At 36.7% G+C, this 18,278-nt stretch carries 12 protein-coding genes and 2 pseudogenes; 7 read left to right on the top strand and 7 right to left on the bottom strand.

Annotated features, from left to right (window positions below):
• The 4 genes and pseudogenes from BTO22_RS07145 to dnaK form a co-directional block, all read left to right on the top strand.
• Positions 1-267: pseudogene (locus BTO22_RS07145) on the top strand (glutathione S-transferase family protein); the annotation flags it as partial.
• 92 nt (positions 268-359) lie between these two features.
• On the top strand, positions 360-1,487 hold the full coding sequence (locus BTO22_RS07150; RefSeq protein WP_105055577.1) for a zinc-binding dehydrogenase: 1,128 nt from the start codon (positions 360-362) through the stop codon (positions 1,485-1,487).
• A gap of 433 nt (positions 1,488-1,920) precedes the next feature.
• Positions 1,921-2,340, top strand: a complete 420-nt coding sequence (locus tag BTO22_RS07155) for an Hsp20 family protein (RefSeq protein ID WP_105054892.1) — start codon at positions 1,921-1,923, stop codon at positions 2,338-2,340.
• Between the two features lie 213 nt (positions 2,341-2,553).
• The gene (dnaK, locus tag BTO22_RS07160; RefSeq protein WP_105054893.1) at positions 2,554-4,452 is read left to right on the top strand and encodes a molecular chaperone DnaK; all 1,899 of its coding nucleotides are present in this window, start codon (positions 2,554-2,556) and stop codon (positions 4,450-4,452) included.
• A 98-nt stretch (positions 4,453-4,550) separates the two neighbouring features.
• Here dnaK and BTO22_RS07165 read toward each other — a convergent pair whose 3' ends face one another.
• The 4 genes from BTO22_RS07165 to BTO22_RS07185 all read right to left on the bottom strand — a co-directional run bounded on the left by BTO22_RS07165 (position 4,551) and on the right by BTO22_RS07185 (position 11,804).
• Positions 4,551-5,159, bottom strand: a complete 609-nt coding sequence (locus BTO22_RS07165) for a DNA-3-methyladenine glycosylase family protein (protein ID WP_105054894.1) — start codon at positions 5,157-5,159, stop codon at positions 4,551-4,553.
• A 300-nt stretch (positions 5,160-5,459) separates the two neighbouring features.
• A complete protein-coding gene (locus tag BTO22_RS07175) occupies positions 5,460-6,809 on the bottom strand; it encodes a leucine-rich repeat domain-containing protein (protein ID WP_146107522.1) in 1,350 nt (449 codons plus the stop codon).
• On the bottom strand, positions 6,806-10,336 hold the full coding sequence (locus BTO22_RS07180; RefSeq protein ID WP_105054896.1) for a hypothetical protein: 3,531 nt from the start codon (positions 10,334-10,336) through the stop codon (positions 6,806-6,808). The genes BTO22_RS07175 and BTO22_RS07180 overlap by 4 nt, the downstream gene beginning before the upstream one ends.
• 19 nt (positions 10,337-10,355) lie before the next feature.
• Positions 10,356-11,804 carry a hypothetical protein gene (locus BTO22_RS07185; protein WP_105054897.1) on the bottom strand — a complete coding sequence of 483 codons (1,449 nt, stop codon included), beginning with the start codon at positions 11,802-11,804 and terminating at the stop codon, positions 10,356-10,358.
• A gap of 455 nt (positions 11,805-12,259) precedes the next feature.
• Between BTO22_RS07185 and BTO22_RS07190 the strand changes: the two genes are divergently transcribed.
• Both BTO22_RS07190 and BTO22_RS07195 read left to right on the top strand, forming a co-directional pair.
• On the top strand, positions 12,260-13,285 hold the full coding sequence (locus BTO22_RS07190) for a DnaJ domain-containing protein (protein WP_105054898.1): 1,026 nt from the start codon (positions 12,260-12,262) through the stop codon (positions 13,283-13,285).
• A 151-nt stretch (positions 13,286-13,436) separates the two neighbouring features.
• The gene (locus tag BTO22_RS07195; protein ID WP_105054899.1) at positions 13,437-13,607 is read left to right on the top strand and encodes a hypothetical protein; all 171 of its coding nucleotides are present in this window, start codon (positions 13,437-13,439) and stop codon (positions 13,605-13,607) included.
• Between the two features lie 147 nt (positions 13,608-13,754).
• On the opposite strand, the gene aqpZ is transcribed toward BTO22_RS07195, so the two are convergent.
• On the bottom strand, positions 13,755-14,444 hold the full coding sequence (aqpZ, locus tag BTO22_RS07200; RefSeq protein WP_105054900.1) for an aquaporin Z: 690 nt from the start codon (positions 14,442-14,444) through the stop codon (positions 13,755-13,757).
• Between the two features lie 434 nt (positions 14,445-14,878).
• Here aqpZ and mrdA point away from each other — a divergent pair, with 434 nt between their 5' ends.
• On the top strand, positions 14,879-16,789 hold the full coding sequence (gene mrdA / locus BTO22_RS07205; RefSeq protein WP_105054901.1) for a penicillin-binding protein 2: 1,911 nt from the start codon (positions 14,879-14,881) through the stop codon (positions 16,787-16,789).
• A gap of 65 nt (positions 16,790-16,854) precedes the next feature.
• Here mrdA and BTO22_RS07210 read toward each other — a convergent pair.
• Both BTO22_RS07210 and BTO22_RS07215 read right to left on the bottom strand, forming a co-directional pair.
• Positions 16,855-17,421: pseudogene (locus BTO22_RS07210) on the bottom strand (YceI family protein).
• 60 nt (positions 17,422-17,481) lie between these two features.
• On the bottom strand, positions 17,482-18,278 hold a 797-nt coding region (locus tag BTO22_RS07215), incomplete at its 5' end, for a YdcF family protein (RefSeq protein WP_258132497.1).

Raw genomic sequence — 18,278 nt, forward strand, 5'->3', positions numbered from 1 at the left:
TGTAAATTCTCCCCTTGGATTGCAGGAGACAAATTAACGATGGCTGATATCTACGTTTATTACGTAAACACCATTGTTAGCACGTTTGGCTCTAGCCAACTTGATTGGGACATCCTTGCCGAAGTCATAGGAATGAAAGAGTGGAACGACGCCATGGGTCAATCAGCCATTGCTCAAAGCGTGGAGTCAGATCGTCAAGCAAACATGCCCGAGTTTATCCAAAAGGTGAAAGCTCAAGTTCAAGCGGCAAAGCTAAGTAACGCTTAATGATAAAAACAAATAGTGAATTACAAATAAAGCAGGCCAAATACAACGCCATTATTGGCTCAAAAAATGTAACTATTTTCTGGAGAAACCCTATGACAGATACAAATATTCAACTTATTTCAACAATCAGCGAAGACAATAAACTAACGCTTTCCTTGCAAGCCATCGACATGCCACAACCTAGTGCCGATGAAGTTGTTGTTCGTATTGAAGCTGCACCACTAAACCCATCAGACTTAGGCGTTTTATTCGGTGCCGCTGATATGTCTACTGCAGAGCAATCAGGCACAGATCAATATCCTGTTATTACTGCAGAGATTCCTACTCAGTTTATGCCATCGCAAGTAAAGCGCGTAGGTAAAGCAATTCCTGTTGGTAATGAAGGCGCAGGAACGGTTATCGCAGCAGGCTCATCACCAGCGGCACAAGCCTTAATAGGTAAAACCGTTGCAGTAATTGGCGGTGGAACTTACCGTCAATTTAAATGTGCTAATGTGCAAAGTTGCCTAGAATTAAAAGAAGGCACGACAGCGAAAGAAGGCGCATCATCATTTGTTAACCCACTGACTGCATTAGCAATGGTTGAAACAATGCGTACGGAAGGTCATAAAGCCATCATTCATGCCGCTGCCGCTTCTAACCTTGGCCAAATGCTAAACCGTATTTGTATTGCCGATGGCGTTGATTTAATTAATATTGTACGTAAAGAAGAACAAGAAACGTTATTGCGTGATATGGGCGCAAAATATGTGGTTAACTCAAGTAGCGAGACTTTCCTTACTGATTTAACGGCTGCAATTATTGAAACGGGAGCAACGATTGCGTTTGACCCAATTGGTGGCGGTCAATTAACCAGTGACATCCTTAACTGTATGGAAGTTGCTGCGGCTCGTGATATGAAAGAGCACAGCGTTTATGGCTCTGACACTTTCAAGCAAGTGTATATTTATGGCGCATTAGATCGCGGCCCTATTACGTTAAATCGTAACTTTGGTTTTGCTTGGGGGGTAAATGGATTTTTACTATTCAATGCATTGGGTAAATTAGGGACAAAAACAGCAATGGCAATGCGTAAACGTGTTGCAGATGAAATTACTACCACATTTGCTAGTCACTACACATATGAGGTGTCATTAGCTGAGGTATTACAGTTACAATCATTGGCCGCTTATTCTAAACAAGCAACCGGTGAAAAGTACTTAATTACGCCTCAGAGATAATCTAAAGATCTATCGGTTGTTTAAATGATAATGGATGCAGTTGACTGAACTGCATCCATTTTTCTATTCAATCCCCGGACATACTCTTTGTGATCTAAGTGCGGTGCTGAACTGTAGTTACTTTGGTGATACAAAGTAAAAATAATCATTAAATTTTCTAATCAAAGTATTGACACCAAAGTTTCGGAAGCATATATTGATTACATGAATTGCCATTTGGAGTTCATTGATAACTGGTTCGCCTTATTATAGGGAACAGAACGTTATCAAAATGAAACTGCTCTACTGATTACTTATTTAAGAATAGTCGCGTTGTTTCTAACATTTAATCCTGAACCATATGTCATTAATGAGTCTATGTTGGCTCTGAATATGAGTTCTTTCTCCTCGCTTAGAGCGTCGAGAACTATTGCTTATTTTAAAGGATAGTATTATGCGTAATATCGATTTCTCTCCCCTGTACCGTCATGCCATTGGTTTTGATCGCCTGTTTAATCTTGTAGAGAACAGTGCTAACAAACCATCTCAAAATGGTTACCCACCCTATAACATCGAACAGAAAGACGAGAACAACTACCGTATTACAATGGCAGTTGCTGGTTTCTCTGAAGATTCGTTAACAATTTCTCAAGACGAACATATGCTGATTGTGTCAGGTGACATTACCTCATCTGAAATAAAACCAACTTACGTTTATCAAGGCATTGCAGAGCGCAACTTTGAACGAAAATTTCAACTTGCTGATTATGTAACCGTATCTGCAGCAAGCATGGAAAATGGATTACTTCATATCGATCTTGTTCGAGAAGTTCCTGAAGCTGTTCAAGCACGTAAGATTTTAATCAATCAATAACACATATTGTCGTTACTGATCGGTGATAATAACGCATTGTATTTAGTATAAAAATACAGCCCTCACCTATTGATTAACGCGAATATAGATCATCATATTTCATTGAGAATAGCGTAACCCCGTAAATAGACATTAGGTTTACGCTTATTAAACAACATCAAATTTAAATTATTTGCATTAAAATAACTAATGCGAATTAAAAGGAAAATTATTATGGGTAAAATCATTGGTATCGACCTAGGTACAACGAATTCTTGTGTTGCTGTTTTAGATGGCGATACGCCACGTATCTTAGAAAATGCAGAGGGTGAGCGTACAACGGCATCGGTAATTGCTTACACAGATGGCGAAACACTTGTTGGTCAGCCAGCTAAGCGTCAAGCGATTACTAACCCACAAAACACATTGTTTGCGATTAAGCGTTTGATCGGTCGTCGTTTCGAAGACGAAGAAGTTCAACGTGATATCGAAATCATGCCGTACAAAATCGTTAAAGCTGACAACGGTGATGCTTGGGTAGAAGCACGAGGCCAAAAAATGGCGGCTCCTCAAGTTTCTGCTGAAATTCTTAAGAAAATGAAGAAAACAGCGGAAGATTTCCTAGGCGAAGAAGTAACTGGTGCAGTAGTTACTGTTCCTGCTTACTTTAACGATGCTCAACGTCAAGCAACGAAAGATGCTGGTCGTATCGCAGGTCTTGATGTTAAACGTATCATCAACGAACCAACAGCAGCGGCGCTAGCTTACGGTCTAGACAAAAAAGGCGGCGATCGCACTATCGCAGTATACGACCTTGGTGGTGGTACATTCGATATCTCTATCATCGAAATCGACAATGTTGATGGCGAGCAAACTTTCGAAGTTCTTGCTACAAACGGCGATACTCACCTAGGTGGTGAAGATTTCGATAACCGCATGATCAACTTCCTAGTAGATGAGTTTAAGAAAGAGCAAGGCATCGACCTTAAAACTGATCCTCTAGCAATGCAACGTGTTAAAGAAGCAGCAGAAAAAGCGAAGATTGAACTGTCTTCAGCTCAACAAACTGACGTAAACCTTCCTTACGTTACTGCTGATGCGACCGGCCCTAAGCACATGAACGTTAAAGTGACGCGTGCAAAACTAGAATCTCTAGTTGAAGACCTAGTAGTTCGTACGCTTGAACCGCTAAAAGTGGCTCTGGCAGATGCTGATCTAACTATCGATGGGATCACTGATGTTATCCTAGTTGGTGGCCAAACACGTATGCCTATGGTTCAAGCTAAAGTTGCAGATTTCTTCGGTAAAGAAGCGCGTCGTGACGTGAACCCTGATGAAGCAGTAGCAATGGGTGCAGCCGTTCAAGCTGGTGTATTAGCGGGGGATGTTAAAGATGTCCTTCTTCTTGATGTTACTCCTCTGTCTTTCGGTATCGAAACGATGGGTGGCGTAATGACGAAACTAATCGAGAAGAACACAACAATCCCAACGAAAGCGGACCAAACGTTCTCAACGGCTGAAGATAACCAAAGTGCGGTAACAATCCACGTACTTCAAGGTGAGCGTAAGCAAGCAACATACAACAAATCTCTAGGTCAATTTAACCTAGAAGGTATTCAAGCAGCACCACGTGGCATGCCACAAATCGAAGTAACATTCGATCTAGATGCTGATGGTATCTTAAACGTATCAGCAAAAGATAAAACAACGGGTAAAGAACAAAAGATCACTATCAAAGCATCTGGTGGCTTAACTCCTGAAGAAATCGAAGCAATGGTACAAGAAGCTGAAGCGAACAAAGACGCGGACAAAAAGTTCGAAGAGCTAGTAACAGCACGTAACCAAGCGGATCAAATGATCCACGGTACGAAGAAACAAATCGAAGAAGCAGGCGATGCCCTTCCAGCTGACGAGAAAGAAAAAATCGAAGCTGCAATCAAAGCACTAGAAGACGTTAAGTCAGGCGATGATAAAGAAGTAATCGATGCGAAAACTCAAGAGCTAATGCAAGCAGCACAAAAGCTGATGGAAATCGCTCAACAGAAAGCGCAAGCACAACAAGGTGCTGAAGCAGGAGCGCAACCTAAGCAAGAAGATGATGTGGTAGATGCGGAATTTGAAGAGGTAAAATAATACCTTATTCAACACTAAAACTACCTAAACATTAATAAGAAAATTCAGGGCGTATTGAGGTAACTCATACGCCCTTTTTCTCGGATTTAAATAAGAAGCTACGTATCTTTATGATAATACTGCCAAAGGAATAACGAGCCGACACTCCTACATGGTCGCCAATGCTCTACCATTTCTCTCGCTTGTTTTGGTGTTGGTTTATCAGTAAGTCCCTTTAGTCTTCCTAACGCAATCAATACCCCTAGATCATCCGCAGGGAAAATATCTTGTCGCCCTAACGAAAACATCAAATAAATCTCAGCACTCCAACGGCCAAAGCCCTTTAGGTTAGTAATTGCCGTAATCGCGTCTTCATCACTTAATGTCTTTAGCCCATCAATATCCAGACTCCCAGATTGAACCGCTAACGCTAACCCTTTTGCATATTCAATCTTGCGCCAAGATAAACCGGCATCTCGAAGATTTTGATCTTCAATACTTAATAAACGTTCTGGAGTAACCTCTCCCAATAAGGCAACTAAGCGCCCCATTATCACTGCCGCTACTTTAGTTGATAGTTGCTGACTAACGATAATAGATAAGAAAGCATCAAAACCATGAGGGTTCACTCTCGGTGATGGATAACCTTGGATTTTTACAGCCGCTTCCAAATCCTTATCTATTAAACAGAGCGCTTTTAATCCCTGTTTTATTGTTTGTTCATCCATACTCACCGACTCCTACACTGACATGATTATCTCTTTTGAATTTTATGCGAAGTGAGGGGGAAAAGCAGCTAAGGGATTAATCTCCTATTCATAAATAAATTCTACTCAATCTCTTTTCTAAAAAGAAAAGGGGATATAAAGGCTTGTATAATCCAAGCTAATAAAAGCAGATATATATAATCCAAATTAGTTACAACGCCATCGTTAAACTCTATCCACATTCGATGCAGAACTTGAGGCAACAAAATGATAGAGATAATTTGATTGCAGCGCCTAGTTAAGTTACTTTTCTCTTTCATCTTATAAGTGCCCTTTTTCCCATAGGTTATATATCTTATCGAGATCATCATCGGATGCATTCATTTCAAACGGCGTAAATTCAATCGAAATAGAACAATATGGGTATTTAGCTATCGCATCAAAATCAACACTTTCCAGTTCACTATCACTTAGCTTGATCATATCAAGGTGTGGTTTTTTCCCTATATACCCTAGTCTTTTAAACTTACTATCGGATAAATCAATTTCAACCAGACTCTCTAATGGAAAAAGTGCTGATATATCAGTAATTTCATTCTTTTCAAATCTGACATATTTTAAGCTTGTTAGTTTTTCTATACCATCTAATGACGTTAGCTTAGTTTTAGATATTACTAGTTTTTCTAGCTTAGGTAAGTTTTCTAACATTGGGACTTTAACAATATCGCCACCACTAAATATAACTTCTTTTAAGTTAGGTAAATTTATTAATGGCATTATTGCATTTTTATCTGATTCAAATACTTTTATTATTCTAAGGGATCTTGGTAGTTTAATCTTCGAAAGATCATCATCTTTTCCCCACCATATCTCTAGCTTTTCAAGATTAACAAGACCCTCTATTTTTTCAACATCTTCATATTTTGGATAAAATAAATCAAGATCAACTAGATTTTTCATACTACTTACGTCTAATCTTTCTTCACCCATAACTAGTGTCAATTTCTTTAATGACTTATTGCCAAACAAATCTTTATAGTCATTAATTTTATTTGTTTTTAAAACAAGACCATTTAATTTTTTTTGCCTTTCAAAATTATTTACACCCTCTAATTTACCACTCTCTATTTCAATATAATTGAGTTGCCCTTTTTGTGGTAGGTCTATTATTTTAATTTCTCCCCGTATAACCTCCAATCCTTTCAAATTATTAAAGTCATTTAGATCAAGATATTCAAAATCATATCTAGCATTCCATAATGTTAAATATTTAATTTTTTTCAAATTTGTAATAATTAATTCACTTAATAAAGCATTTCCACTAACTACCGCATGATTAGCATCTCCAACTTGATTAAGTAATACTGATATTTTAGGTATATATTCAGTACCAATAATCATTTTACCAGTATTAAGTACTATTGAAGGCGTTACATAATCAATATCACCTGAAGATATTGGCCCAATATGAGCAGTCAAACCCTCGACATAAAAGTAAATGTCAGTCCCAATATCATCGGCTAACTTTTGTAATTTTTGAGCCGTTGGAGATGTTAAAATAACAACTTGAGCTTGCTCTTCTTTTGATAAGGGAGATGCTTGAAGGCAACTACTAAACGCAATTAGTAATACTGCTATATATGAAACCAAGGTTTTGTTTAGATTCATCATTTAAATCCTTCTGACTTTAATTTTGGAATACGATAAGTTTCGTGTTGCCAAACAGAATCTAAGAAGAAACGCTGATCCTCTTTATTTGGTGGAATAAATACACCTCGTTCAAGCAGAGTAGCTATATGAATACGATCAGATTGATGTTCTATATTGCTATTTACCATAGAAATAAAAACAGACTCTTTATTATTACCTGAATCTATATTTATATTTTTTACTTGCTCATAATAATTAATGATATCGTTAATATTCTTTATTCCAGAAAATTCATCTAAGCGAGTATCGAATGTAACCAGTGATTCAATGTGTGCCTTTTGATAACCCAATAAGTACATTGGAATAACTGCTCTCCATGATAAACCGCCTAGTTCGACATATCCTTTGTTTGTAAATAGCCCCCACATTGATTCCGATAACTTATCAGCAACTATAGCCACCTCTTTTTTGGTTTTTTGACAATTATTTAATTGATCAAATGGAGAGCTATGTAATACTTTTATCAGTTCATCTTTTGATTTGTTGTACTTAATATCAATATCGAGTTCAAGTGGAGTTCCTGAACGATAATCTCTTAATGTCGTTACCACCTCGCTACTATTGATCAAAGCCATAACTTTATCTCTTTCAAAGCCCTCTTTAAATTGAGACCAAAGTGTTAAAAGTCTTTTTTGTGCTTCTGTGCTATTAGCAAGTTGATACATTTGCACTAACTCTACAGCAATCACTAAAACAGTAATTGCGGTCCCTACCACAACTAACACACCACTGCTTGCCATCCAACCATATAACAGTAGACTATCCGCGATTAAAGAGGCGGTACTCGCCATTAACAGGGCATCGCCATCTGCGGGATCATATTCATTAATAGCTATCGCTGTGGTAATAAGCGTCGCTACTGTTAATATTTTGGCCAAATGGTCAAGAGAACTACCCAGTAACTTTATAGAAAAGTCAAAATTCCCTTTACCAATGGTTGTTACTTTAAGTCTCTCTATTACTACAGCAATACTTTTTGCCATGCTTAACGTATCTGAAGTGACCGTTAATGTAGATTTCATTAATTCTAACTGGACTCTATTACTGTCCCAGCCTTTCTCTTTCGCTTGATCTTCAAGGCTTAACGCAGTTTGAATATTAGTGGTTAAGTTGTAATATACGTAAAGCACTTTAGCAAAAGCAAACAGGTTATATTTACTCTGTCTGCCATCAAAATGTTTATAAAATGAATCAGATACATCTCCATTACCATTAGCTAGATTCTCTGAGTAGCGTTTTAATCTTTTTCCTGCTGAAATTCGCCTTTCTTGATTGCTCTGCTTATTCTGCGTAACTACAAATGATCTAAATATATCACTTAAATCGGAGGCTCTCGATTTCCCCTTTGTTACCTCTAATACCCTGAAAACTCGTGAAACCGAATTAAAAAACCTTAAATGATACGCTGCATCCCCTTTAATTTTTTTATATAATTCAGAGAATATTTCTTTTTGAAAACAAGAGAGTATCACCTGAAGAACGCAAGGTGTTCCGGGGCCTGGAACAATAACTCCCTTTAGATTCCAGATGGTTTCAAAAGTAGTTAATATCTCTTCAGAAAAAATTACATCCAATAAATTTGTTTGGTTTTTTCTTACTTTCTTAAGTCTAGATACAGACTTAACCTGTTCTTTGATATAACTATTATCATTAACTGCACCATTTTCAGCTTGTTCAATAGTTAAGACTGCGGTACTTCCCCAAACACTATCAAACTGCTTATACAATTCATGCTCGGGATCAATCGATAATAATGAATCTAAGCTTGGTGAAACAACCTCATCAAATAATTTTTGCTTGTGTTTAGAAGACGAAGACAGCGCAGCATAACACTCGGCTATGGTGTTAAAAATTAATGCCCAATTTCCTTCTTCGACCATATAAGGGCCGGGAGCAAAGCCATTTTTAATTTTTTCATGCTGTGATTCATCATTAATGGCTGCTTTTGCACATTCGACATAGCGCTGTAGCTCAGATTTTAAAGCTGAAGAGTTGATTAAATCCCATAATTGATCACAACTATAATTTACGTGTCCTTTCTCTTTTGCGAGAGCATTATGAAGCGGACTTATTGTGCTCTCTGGGTTTTCCATGGTTTCCATCATGGCATTTCTTAACGCAACTAATGCCTTATACAGTGACTCGCGATCTTCTGCTTCTAAGATCCTTTCTTTATCTTCATTACGAAAGAACACATCCCATGTCATGCCCAGCACTTTCATTTTAATTCCACTAAGTGCCAAGGCAGTCCAATCCATTTTCTCGACACCTTTAAATGGATATTCAGTTTGTAACTTAAGCAAGTCAATCATTTCATTTAAGGCAGATAAACGTACGTAGAAGGCACTCAAAACAAGGTTATATTCATTAATCTGGCGCTGAACAATACTTAGTACTTTACGCAAACGATGATTCCACTCTGGCAATGTGCAATGAACTGCAATCTTGCCGTTATAAAGGTATTCTTGGTATCTGTATTTGCTTGTATCAATATCATCAGGACTCACACCAAAGGCTACGACACTTTCAATACAGTCTCCCGACGAAGCGTTATTAGCTTCCTCTTTTTTTATGGAAGAAAGGGTTTCCATTGATTTAGACAAGAAAGGGGATTCATCTAAAGGGTATACAAAAAAGCGAGCCTTCGTTGTTAACTTTATGGATGAAGATGAAATTCCATACCGAGCATGATTATTTTCTCCTTCTCTCTGCATCATGAATGCTTGTATTGAAAGTATTTTTGCTAAACGTAACCTATCCTCTTTAGTTTCTTCATTTTTCTCCATCATCAAATGATATGAAATAACTGAAATCGGCTGTGCAAAGCCAAAACTGTTAGTTATCGCAACGTTAGGGTTCGTTGGCACCCAACTAGCTTCACCTGTCTCTGCATAATGATTTTTTTCTTCCTCCCAGTACCAAACATATCGGTTATCAAGTGCCGAATCATCATCTGCATAAACAAAATTAGCAATGCTATAATCAACCTTTCGATTGCTAGTTATATGGGTCGCTTTTCCATTCAGTTTATTCTCTGCTTTATGAGTACAAACCTGCCTAGTTTCTCTTGGTATAAAAGGAGGGATCTTTTTATTATCTTGTAATTCAAGATCCCAATGCTGTACCGGATAATATTCGTCATTGTCGGTTTTTATTTTCTGCAATTCAGAGTTTTGATAGAGAGCCTTATAATCTTGTTGTCGTTGTTTTAACTTTATAAGATTAAAATTAAGATCGTCTTTACCTATCTCATTAAATTGGGGGCTATTTTCTAAAGCCTCTTTATGACCGATAATTAAACGTTCAATATTATCTAGCTTCTGCTGAAGCTCATCACAACGCAGGCGGATCTCACGTTGAATTACAAGTTCATTCTCTCCAAACTCTTCTTTTTTATCAGTAAGTCGTAAGATCAACGCACGGTTATATTCAAGTTGTTCGAGCAATCCATCAAAATTGGGTTGCTGTGATGTTAATGTTGACTTCATACTTTCCCTAGCTCTTATATTATTCAGCGTCATGGCAATCAAACCAATTGATCGTTTCTTCGTTTCGGGTCGCACTCATCGACAGACCACAATGATATTGCATATTTTTAAGTGCATTCTTCTGAAGGCTCTCATCAATATTACCGTGCTCAGCTATCATAAAATCATGGTTTTTTAATCGTTGATTTAAGCCAATCTCACCTTCCAATGATTGTAAGGTACCAAGCTCAACAAAAAATCGATTTGAAAAATCAGTATCGTATTCATTTGTTTTCATATTAATAAACACACTCTCTAATTCAGAAAATTCATCAAGAGGTATAAAGCCAAGATCATCAGTTATTCGTTCGTATGTTTTTCCATCAGCTTCAAGTATGTAATCCATGTTGGCATAACGCTGATCAAATTGATCTCTTAATATAAGACCTAGTCTTCCACTATTATTGGTTAACCTAATTACTGCAGTTTTATTATTTTGTTGGTTTAAGTAACCTTGACTTGGTGCGCTTAAAGCATCACTCAACTTATTTTTATTAAGCGATGAGAACTCTTGTAGATCTATAGCTACAATATTATTTTGATTATCAAATGACTGATTCACTGAGTAACTTTTTAATTCATCTGCTGATATTAATGTTTTGTATGAATCATAATCAGTTTCGATATTTTTAATTACGTTCCACGGGAGAGCAGCCCTGCTATATAAAAGAGCCACCCCTTTATCTGCTGTTTGAGCCTCTCCTGCGATTTTATAAGGCAACCAAAGGTGTGGAAGCGGATAACCTTCAGCTTTCCTTAAATTTTTATTTACATGCTCTTCAGGTAGATTACGGTAATATTCGAGATCGATATCACTGAAGGTACTATTTTTATCTACAAAGACTTCTCGCCACAATCTCTGTTTCCAAAAAATATAAATATAGCCTTTTATTACATCTGCTAATTGTTTCTTTTCTTTCTTTTCAGAGACATATATCAAGGGTCTCACTGGCACTAATACATTATCCCACTCTCCCATTTCTATTTCTTTTTTCACTGGGCTGATGCCTTCACCTAATAAAAAATTAAACTCTTTAGCGGAGTGCGTTTTAGGGATCGTTAAATAGAGAGATCTTGGTGTTGTATCTAAATCAGAGAATTCAACAAGGCTTCGATGAGTAAGCTTACTGTCTTTTTTTATCTTTTTGGTTTTCTCATTTAAGCCTTTTAGCTTAGATATTGAAATAGACGCAGCATTGTTAGGCCATTGGCCTGCAAATTCTACCACTATTTTATTATCTGCTCGTTTCTCTATTGCCATAACAGGTATGGTTGATTGGACTTCTTGGTGTCTTAGTGTTGGCCTTGTTTTTATTCGTGAATAACTCGTTGGATTTTGAACGCGATCAATTCGTTGCTGCAAACCTGACATAACAGGCAAGTGTAACTGTTCAACACTTCTATTTTGAGGAGAAAGAGATAAAGCCACCCATTCTCCCTTTTCTATTAATCGCCTTAAGTTACGTGTCAAACCATGTATATCTTGCGCATTACTTATACTTCTATTCTTCTGAAGTTTTTCAGGTAAAGAACGAAGAAAGGAAACAAGAGTAGATGTATTTCTTACCAATACGATAAATTCATTGGGTGTTAAAAGATACGGAATATCTTTTTTAGTAAGCGAGTAACCTGGAAGCAGGCGATAACGACAGAGCATGGTATTCCCTACATACAAACACGAAATTAATACAGTTGAAATTGTTATATAGATATAAGCTAGAGGTGGTCAAACTCAATAGTTAACTTCTAGGTCGGCTTCTCTTGTTTTTGTAAATGGGATATTTCATAGTTACATGCCTTCTTGTCTAGACCTTTTATCTTTACTTTTCTACCTCCCTATAGCTACACTGTTGCCGTCTTTTTATTGTTAATAATTTTATATTTATGGTTCGTTCGATTCTGCTTATTATTACTCTGCTTTTTAGTTTCACCACTTATGCCGATTCTTTAGAAGAAAAAGCGGAATTAGGTGATGCACGCGCACAGCTAAAACTTGCAATGGAGTACGAATCAGGGACCAATCGACCAATCAATATTGATCATGCTATTCAGTGGTTTAAGCAGGCTGCTATGCAAGATAATACGACAGCGCAGTTTAATTTAGGTCAGATATACAAAAATGGTTATGGTGTAGCTCAAGACAGTAAACAAGCCATCTATTGGTTTACTCGTGCTGCAACACAAAACAACCCACCTTCTCAATTTTATTTAGGCGAGATTTATGAATACGGCTTATCTGGCAAAGTCGATTTATATAATGCCTCTCTGTGGTACCAAATTGCCTCTCATAATGGTCATGGTGAAGCAATGCTTGGTTATAAACGTGTATTGAAATCATTAGCAGAAGAACAACAGAAACCGAAGCAAGCTCAAGACACGCAAGAAGTCGCTCCTCAGAGTGAAACAGTCCAACCAACACATAGTGAACCAGCACCTGAGCCAAAACCAATTATTATCACTCAGATGGAAAAACCAACGGCATTAATCACTTTTGGTAGTTATTTACTGATCGCTATTATGATAGTTATTTTGATTTTTTTATTATTGCGATTAAAAAAAGCAATGAGCCAAAATAAAGAAAACCCACCACAGCATTCTAATTTTGCTAAGTCACTACAAAACGAAAAGCTTAAGCAACTGCAAGATACAAGCGAAAAATTAAAGATCAGAGCGGACGCTCAAGAAGTCACGATAAAACGTTTAAACATTGAGTTAGATACCGCAAAAAAAGCGTCTTTTAGTGCTCCTCTTTTTACTCCATATCAATTATTGGGTGTTACCACGCAAAGTAATACTTCTAATATAAAGAAACAATACCGTAAACTTGCTCAACTTCATCACCCTGATCATGGAACTGATGGTGTGATGTTAACTGAGATAAATAAGGCCTATCGCCAAATAAAACCGTGAAAGGTCTCAAAGCTGGCCGAATGTCTTTACAATCTAGAACGACTCTATAAAATCTTTGCACTCAAAATATGTTATAAAAATGTAATCAAACAACTTAACATATAAAAATTAATGCATTAATTGCCTTGGTATTATAAGTAGAGAAAGTCATATGTTTAATCTAGAAGGTCACTGCGACTGGTGTAAACAGCCAGCAATGGTATTGCAGCATCAATACTGTGATGGAGCAAAATACTACGCTTGTCAGAATTGTAACGATTATGCAAAAATCGATATTAGAGAATACGATTTAGCTGAGATGGAACACATAAACCAAAAGTAGCAACTCAATCAATCCTATAAAATAGCTGATATAAAAATGCCGATGACTACAATCATCGGCATTTTTTACATTCTACATCTAATACCAATTCCATTAATTATCGGATCATTATTACTGGTTACATTGGTATAAAAAGCTGACCCTAAATTATGCTTCTTCTTTAGCAATAACTTTGTAGATCAACGCACCTATTACAGCACCTACAATTGGAGCAACCCAGAACAACCAAAGTTGAGATGTCGCCCAATCACCAACATAAACCGCAACAGCAGTACTACGTGCAGGGTTAACAGACGTGTTTGTTACAGGGATACTGATTAAGTGAATAAGAGTTAGACACAAGCCAATCGCAATAGGTGCAAAACCTGCTGGAGCACGGCTATCCGTTGCACCCATAATAACAATTAGGAACATAGCAGTTAGTACCACTTCAATGATAAGTGCTGACATCATTGAGTAACCACCTGGTGAATGTTCACCAAAACCGTTTGATGCAAAGCCGCCCGCCAAATCAAAGCCAGCTTGACCGCTTGCGATTAGGTATAAGATACCACCTGCTGCAATCCCGCCTAAAACTTGTGAGATAATGTAAGGAAGAAGATCTTTCACATCAAAGCGTCCACCAACCCAAAGGCCAATTGAAACTGCAGGGTTTAGGTGACAACCAGAGATATGACCTATCGCAAATGCCATTGTTAATACTGTTAAACCAAATGCAAGGGCTACGCCCGCAAACCCTATACCTAGCTCAGGAAAACCAGCAGCTAATACAGCACTACCACACCCTCCTAACACTAGCCAAAACGTACCGATAAACTCTGCCATGTATTTATTCATAATTATTCCTATATAGTTATTATTACTTGATTTAAATAAAATTTTTTACCTCAAATCAAGTTCTTGTTCAAATGAAATATAGGCGATGATTAACAAAATAGACACTTTTATATTTCAATTTATTTTCAACTCTTATTTTTAAGACTCCATTCCAAGAGCTGTAACACTATATTTTCATTCATTTAAGTTGCTTATGTCTATTTTAATATAGTTAGGACAATCAAAAATTTCTAATTTAAAAACATATCATTTGAATTTCTTGTAGTGCTTCTTACCTTCAATGTCAGTTTTACGTCAAAAATGATGGATTGTATCGCAAGAACATTCTAAATGAGTATATTAGCGTCATAGTCATTGCCGCCCCTAGCTGATTAGATATTTCATAAAAATAAAAAGGAAAGTAGCGGGGTTCTTCCAATCATTTAAGAGTTTCTATGTTTAAACAAAAGATACCATTCCGAAATCACGAATTTGAAGTATCCCTATTCAACCAACGAGTCATTATTGCTTTTCTATTTATGCTAATTGCTATCGGTGGACTCATCTTTAACCTATATTATTTACAAGTTAAAGATCACGATAAGTACCAAGTTCGCTCAAACCATAATAGAATTAAAATTATCCCTATTGCTCCAAATCGCGGTCTAATTTACGATCATAATGGCGTGTTATTAGCACAAAACATCCCAATCTCAACCTTAGAATTAATTCCCGCAAAAATAGCCAATATCAACGAGACTCTCACATCATTAAAAAAATTATTGAGTCTAAGCGATAAGGATATTTCTGAGTTTAAAAAAGTCATGCACCAAAACCGAAGTACCCACCCCATTACTTTAATAGAGCAAATGAGTGAGGTGCAAATAGCCAAGTTTTCTGTAAATCAATTTCACTATGATGGCACTCATATTAATGCCTACCTCGAACGTCATTATCCATACGGTGCAAGCTTGACGCATGTTTTAGGTTATGTGGGTAAAATTAATGACCGTGATATTCGCAATCTAAAAAAAGACCATAAATATATAAATTACAAAGGCACTAAAGCTATCGGAAAACTCGGTATTGAACTCTATTATGAAGATATGTTGCATGGTAAATCGGGCTATGAAAAAGTAGAAATAGACAGTCGTGGACGTATCGTCCGAACGCTTGATTATGTAGCACCAACGTCAGGAAAAGACATTAAATTAAACATCGATTTAGGCCTTCAATTGTATGCTTATAATCAATTAAAGATGAAAAAAGAGAACCCTATAACCCACAAGATGGAAGATTATCAACGTCGTGGTTCTATCGTTGTATTAGACCCTAGAGATAATTCAATATTGGCGATGGTATCTAGCCCTAGCTATGACCCAAATCTGTTTGTTCATGGCATTTCATCAAAACGTTACAATGCATTATTAAATAATCCAGACCTTCCTTTATTAAATAGAACAACTTTAGGTATTTATCCCCCCGGCTCTACTGTAAAACCACAAATTGCCGTAGCTGCATTAAGTGAGAAAGTTATTACCCCGAATACGACAAGTAATTTTCCTGGTTGGTGGCAAATCCCACACTCTAACAGCCGTAAATTTCGTGATGATATTCGTTGGGGTCATGGTGAAGTTAATGTTGTAAAAGCAATAGAAAAATCAGTAGATACTTTCTTTTACCAAGTAGCTTACGACATGGGCATTGACCGATTATCTGTATGGATGAATAAATTTGGCTACGGCAAACCATCAGGCATTGATATTAGAGAAGAAAGCTCTGCCAATATGCCAACTCGAGACTGGAAGTATACGAATTACCATCAAGCTTGGTATAAAGGCGATACTATTCCCGTTGGAATTGGGCAAGGTTATTGGACCGCAACACCAATACAGATTGCAAAAGCAACAGCCGTTATCGCTGATGAAGGCATCGTTCATCGCCCTCATTTATTAAAATCAGTAATGGAACATGGAAAATTTAAAGACGTTACGTTTAAAGATTTCCCGCAAGTAAGCCATACTAAAAAGCTCTATTGGGATTTAGCTAAAGAAGGAATGCATCGCGTATTAGTGTCAGGAACGGCACGTAAATTATTCCAAAACTTAGCTTATGATGCAGGCGGAAAGACAGGAACGAGTCAGGTTTTTGGTTTAGATAAGGGTGAAAAATATAATTCTAAAGAGCTTGCTGAGCACCTTCGAGATCATGCTTTATTCACTAGTTTTGCCCCTTTAGATACGCCAAAGGTTTTAGTTACTACGATATTAGAAAATGCGGGATGGGGTAAATATGCAGCTCCAATTGGTCGTAATATCATGGATTATGTATTGGTTAATCCTAAAATTAATTTAGACCATACTTAAAGAGCAAAGCAATAGATAATAAAAAGCCTGGAGATATCCAGACTTTTTAAATTAGAGATAAAGGCTTACTTTTTAAATACTAGCGCTAGAGAAACTGGAACTCTGTCCGATATCTTTATTCCACCAACAGTCGCAGCAAGTTTCGTTAAATTCTCACTAGGAAGCCCAAAATCTGCGGCACCTACGATTACTGAAGAAGACGAACTCACCATGACATAGTTATTATCTTTTAAGATTACAACAGGAAAGTTTATCGATTTTGTTTTGCCATACATAATAACTTGTACAGGAATAACTAGTTTTTTAGGACCATTAGATAAAGCGGCCAAGTCAACTTTTCCACTTACTTTCACCTCGGGGGATTTTACTGATTCAAAGAATATCTCATTCAATCTGGTATCTCTGATCGGAATTCCAGTACTAATTCCTTTCAGGTCAACATCGATAGAAAATTACCCATACTCACTTAATTTTCCAGATAACGTATTTATTGTGGCTGGCTCTACAACAAATTGATTTATAGTTGTAGTGAAGCTAACTGAAGATAAAGTAGATTCTAAAAGATAGTTATCAGCAGCTAAAGAGTGAGTTGATTGAATTGCACTCTTAATGATAAAAATCAAATAAAGAATTAAATCGATTGAACTGAAGAGTTTTTTTCATAAGAAAAAGAAAATAACTCGCTCCTCTAGTTAATAGCACTGACTAAATATAATCATAAATTTATCCACCTTGTCTTTATACAAATCATGCTCTAATAACATTTCATTTAAAATGGCACATGGTTTACCGGTTATATCCTTAGTTTTAAAACTATCTCTACTCACGCTATAACGGTGATACTTTAGCAACTCCATAAATTTCTCATTAGAGTCTGATTTAACTTCGTTAGTAACAAGATCTTTAAGAATTTTATCTTTATTAGGATTCGTCACTCCATCTGGAAGCAGTGGAGACAATAAAACAGATATTGTATAATTTTTAAGGAAAACTTGTGAGAAACTATACAATGCACGCATAGAGTGATAGTTATTCGTTATAACTAACCAATTTTCTATTTCATTCAACTCGTAATTTTCGCTAATTGTAAAATAAGAGAATTCTGCATTTCCTACTGTATCTAACGACTCTGATTCTTTATATAAGCGATCTTCACCCACTCCTTTAGCTATTAGGTAGTTATACATATAATCAGCTTCAACAACGCCTTCTTTCAATCCTTTCCCTGACAGTACTATTGGCATATCTGGATACTTCACTGCAAACTTGTAAGCTTGGTTCAGTCTACTCTCCAAAATACCTATTTTAGGTGTGGCTCCTAATACAATAAGTCCGCTAGGTCTATAATTACGAGTTCTTGGTATTATTTTTCCTGTGTTTCTTTTAATTGTTTTATACGAATAATCTATAATGTCACGTTGGTCCCCTGCTAACTTATTTGCAATATTAGTTGTATCTATAATTGATGAGAAATACTGCATGTTATGCA

This window comes from Aliivibrio sifiae (assembly GCF_002954705.1).
Classification (GTDB): domain Bacteria; phylum Pseudomonadota; class Gammaproteobacteria; order Enterobacterales; family Vibrionaceae; genus Aliivibrio; species Aliivibrio sifiae_A.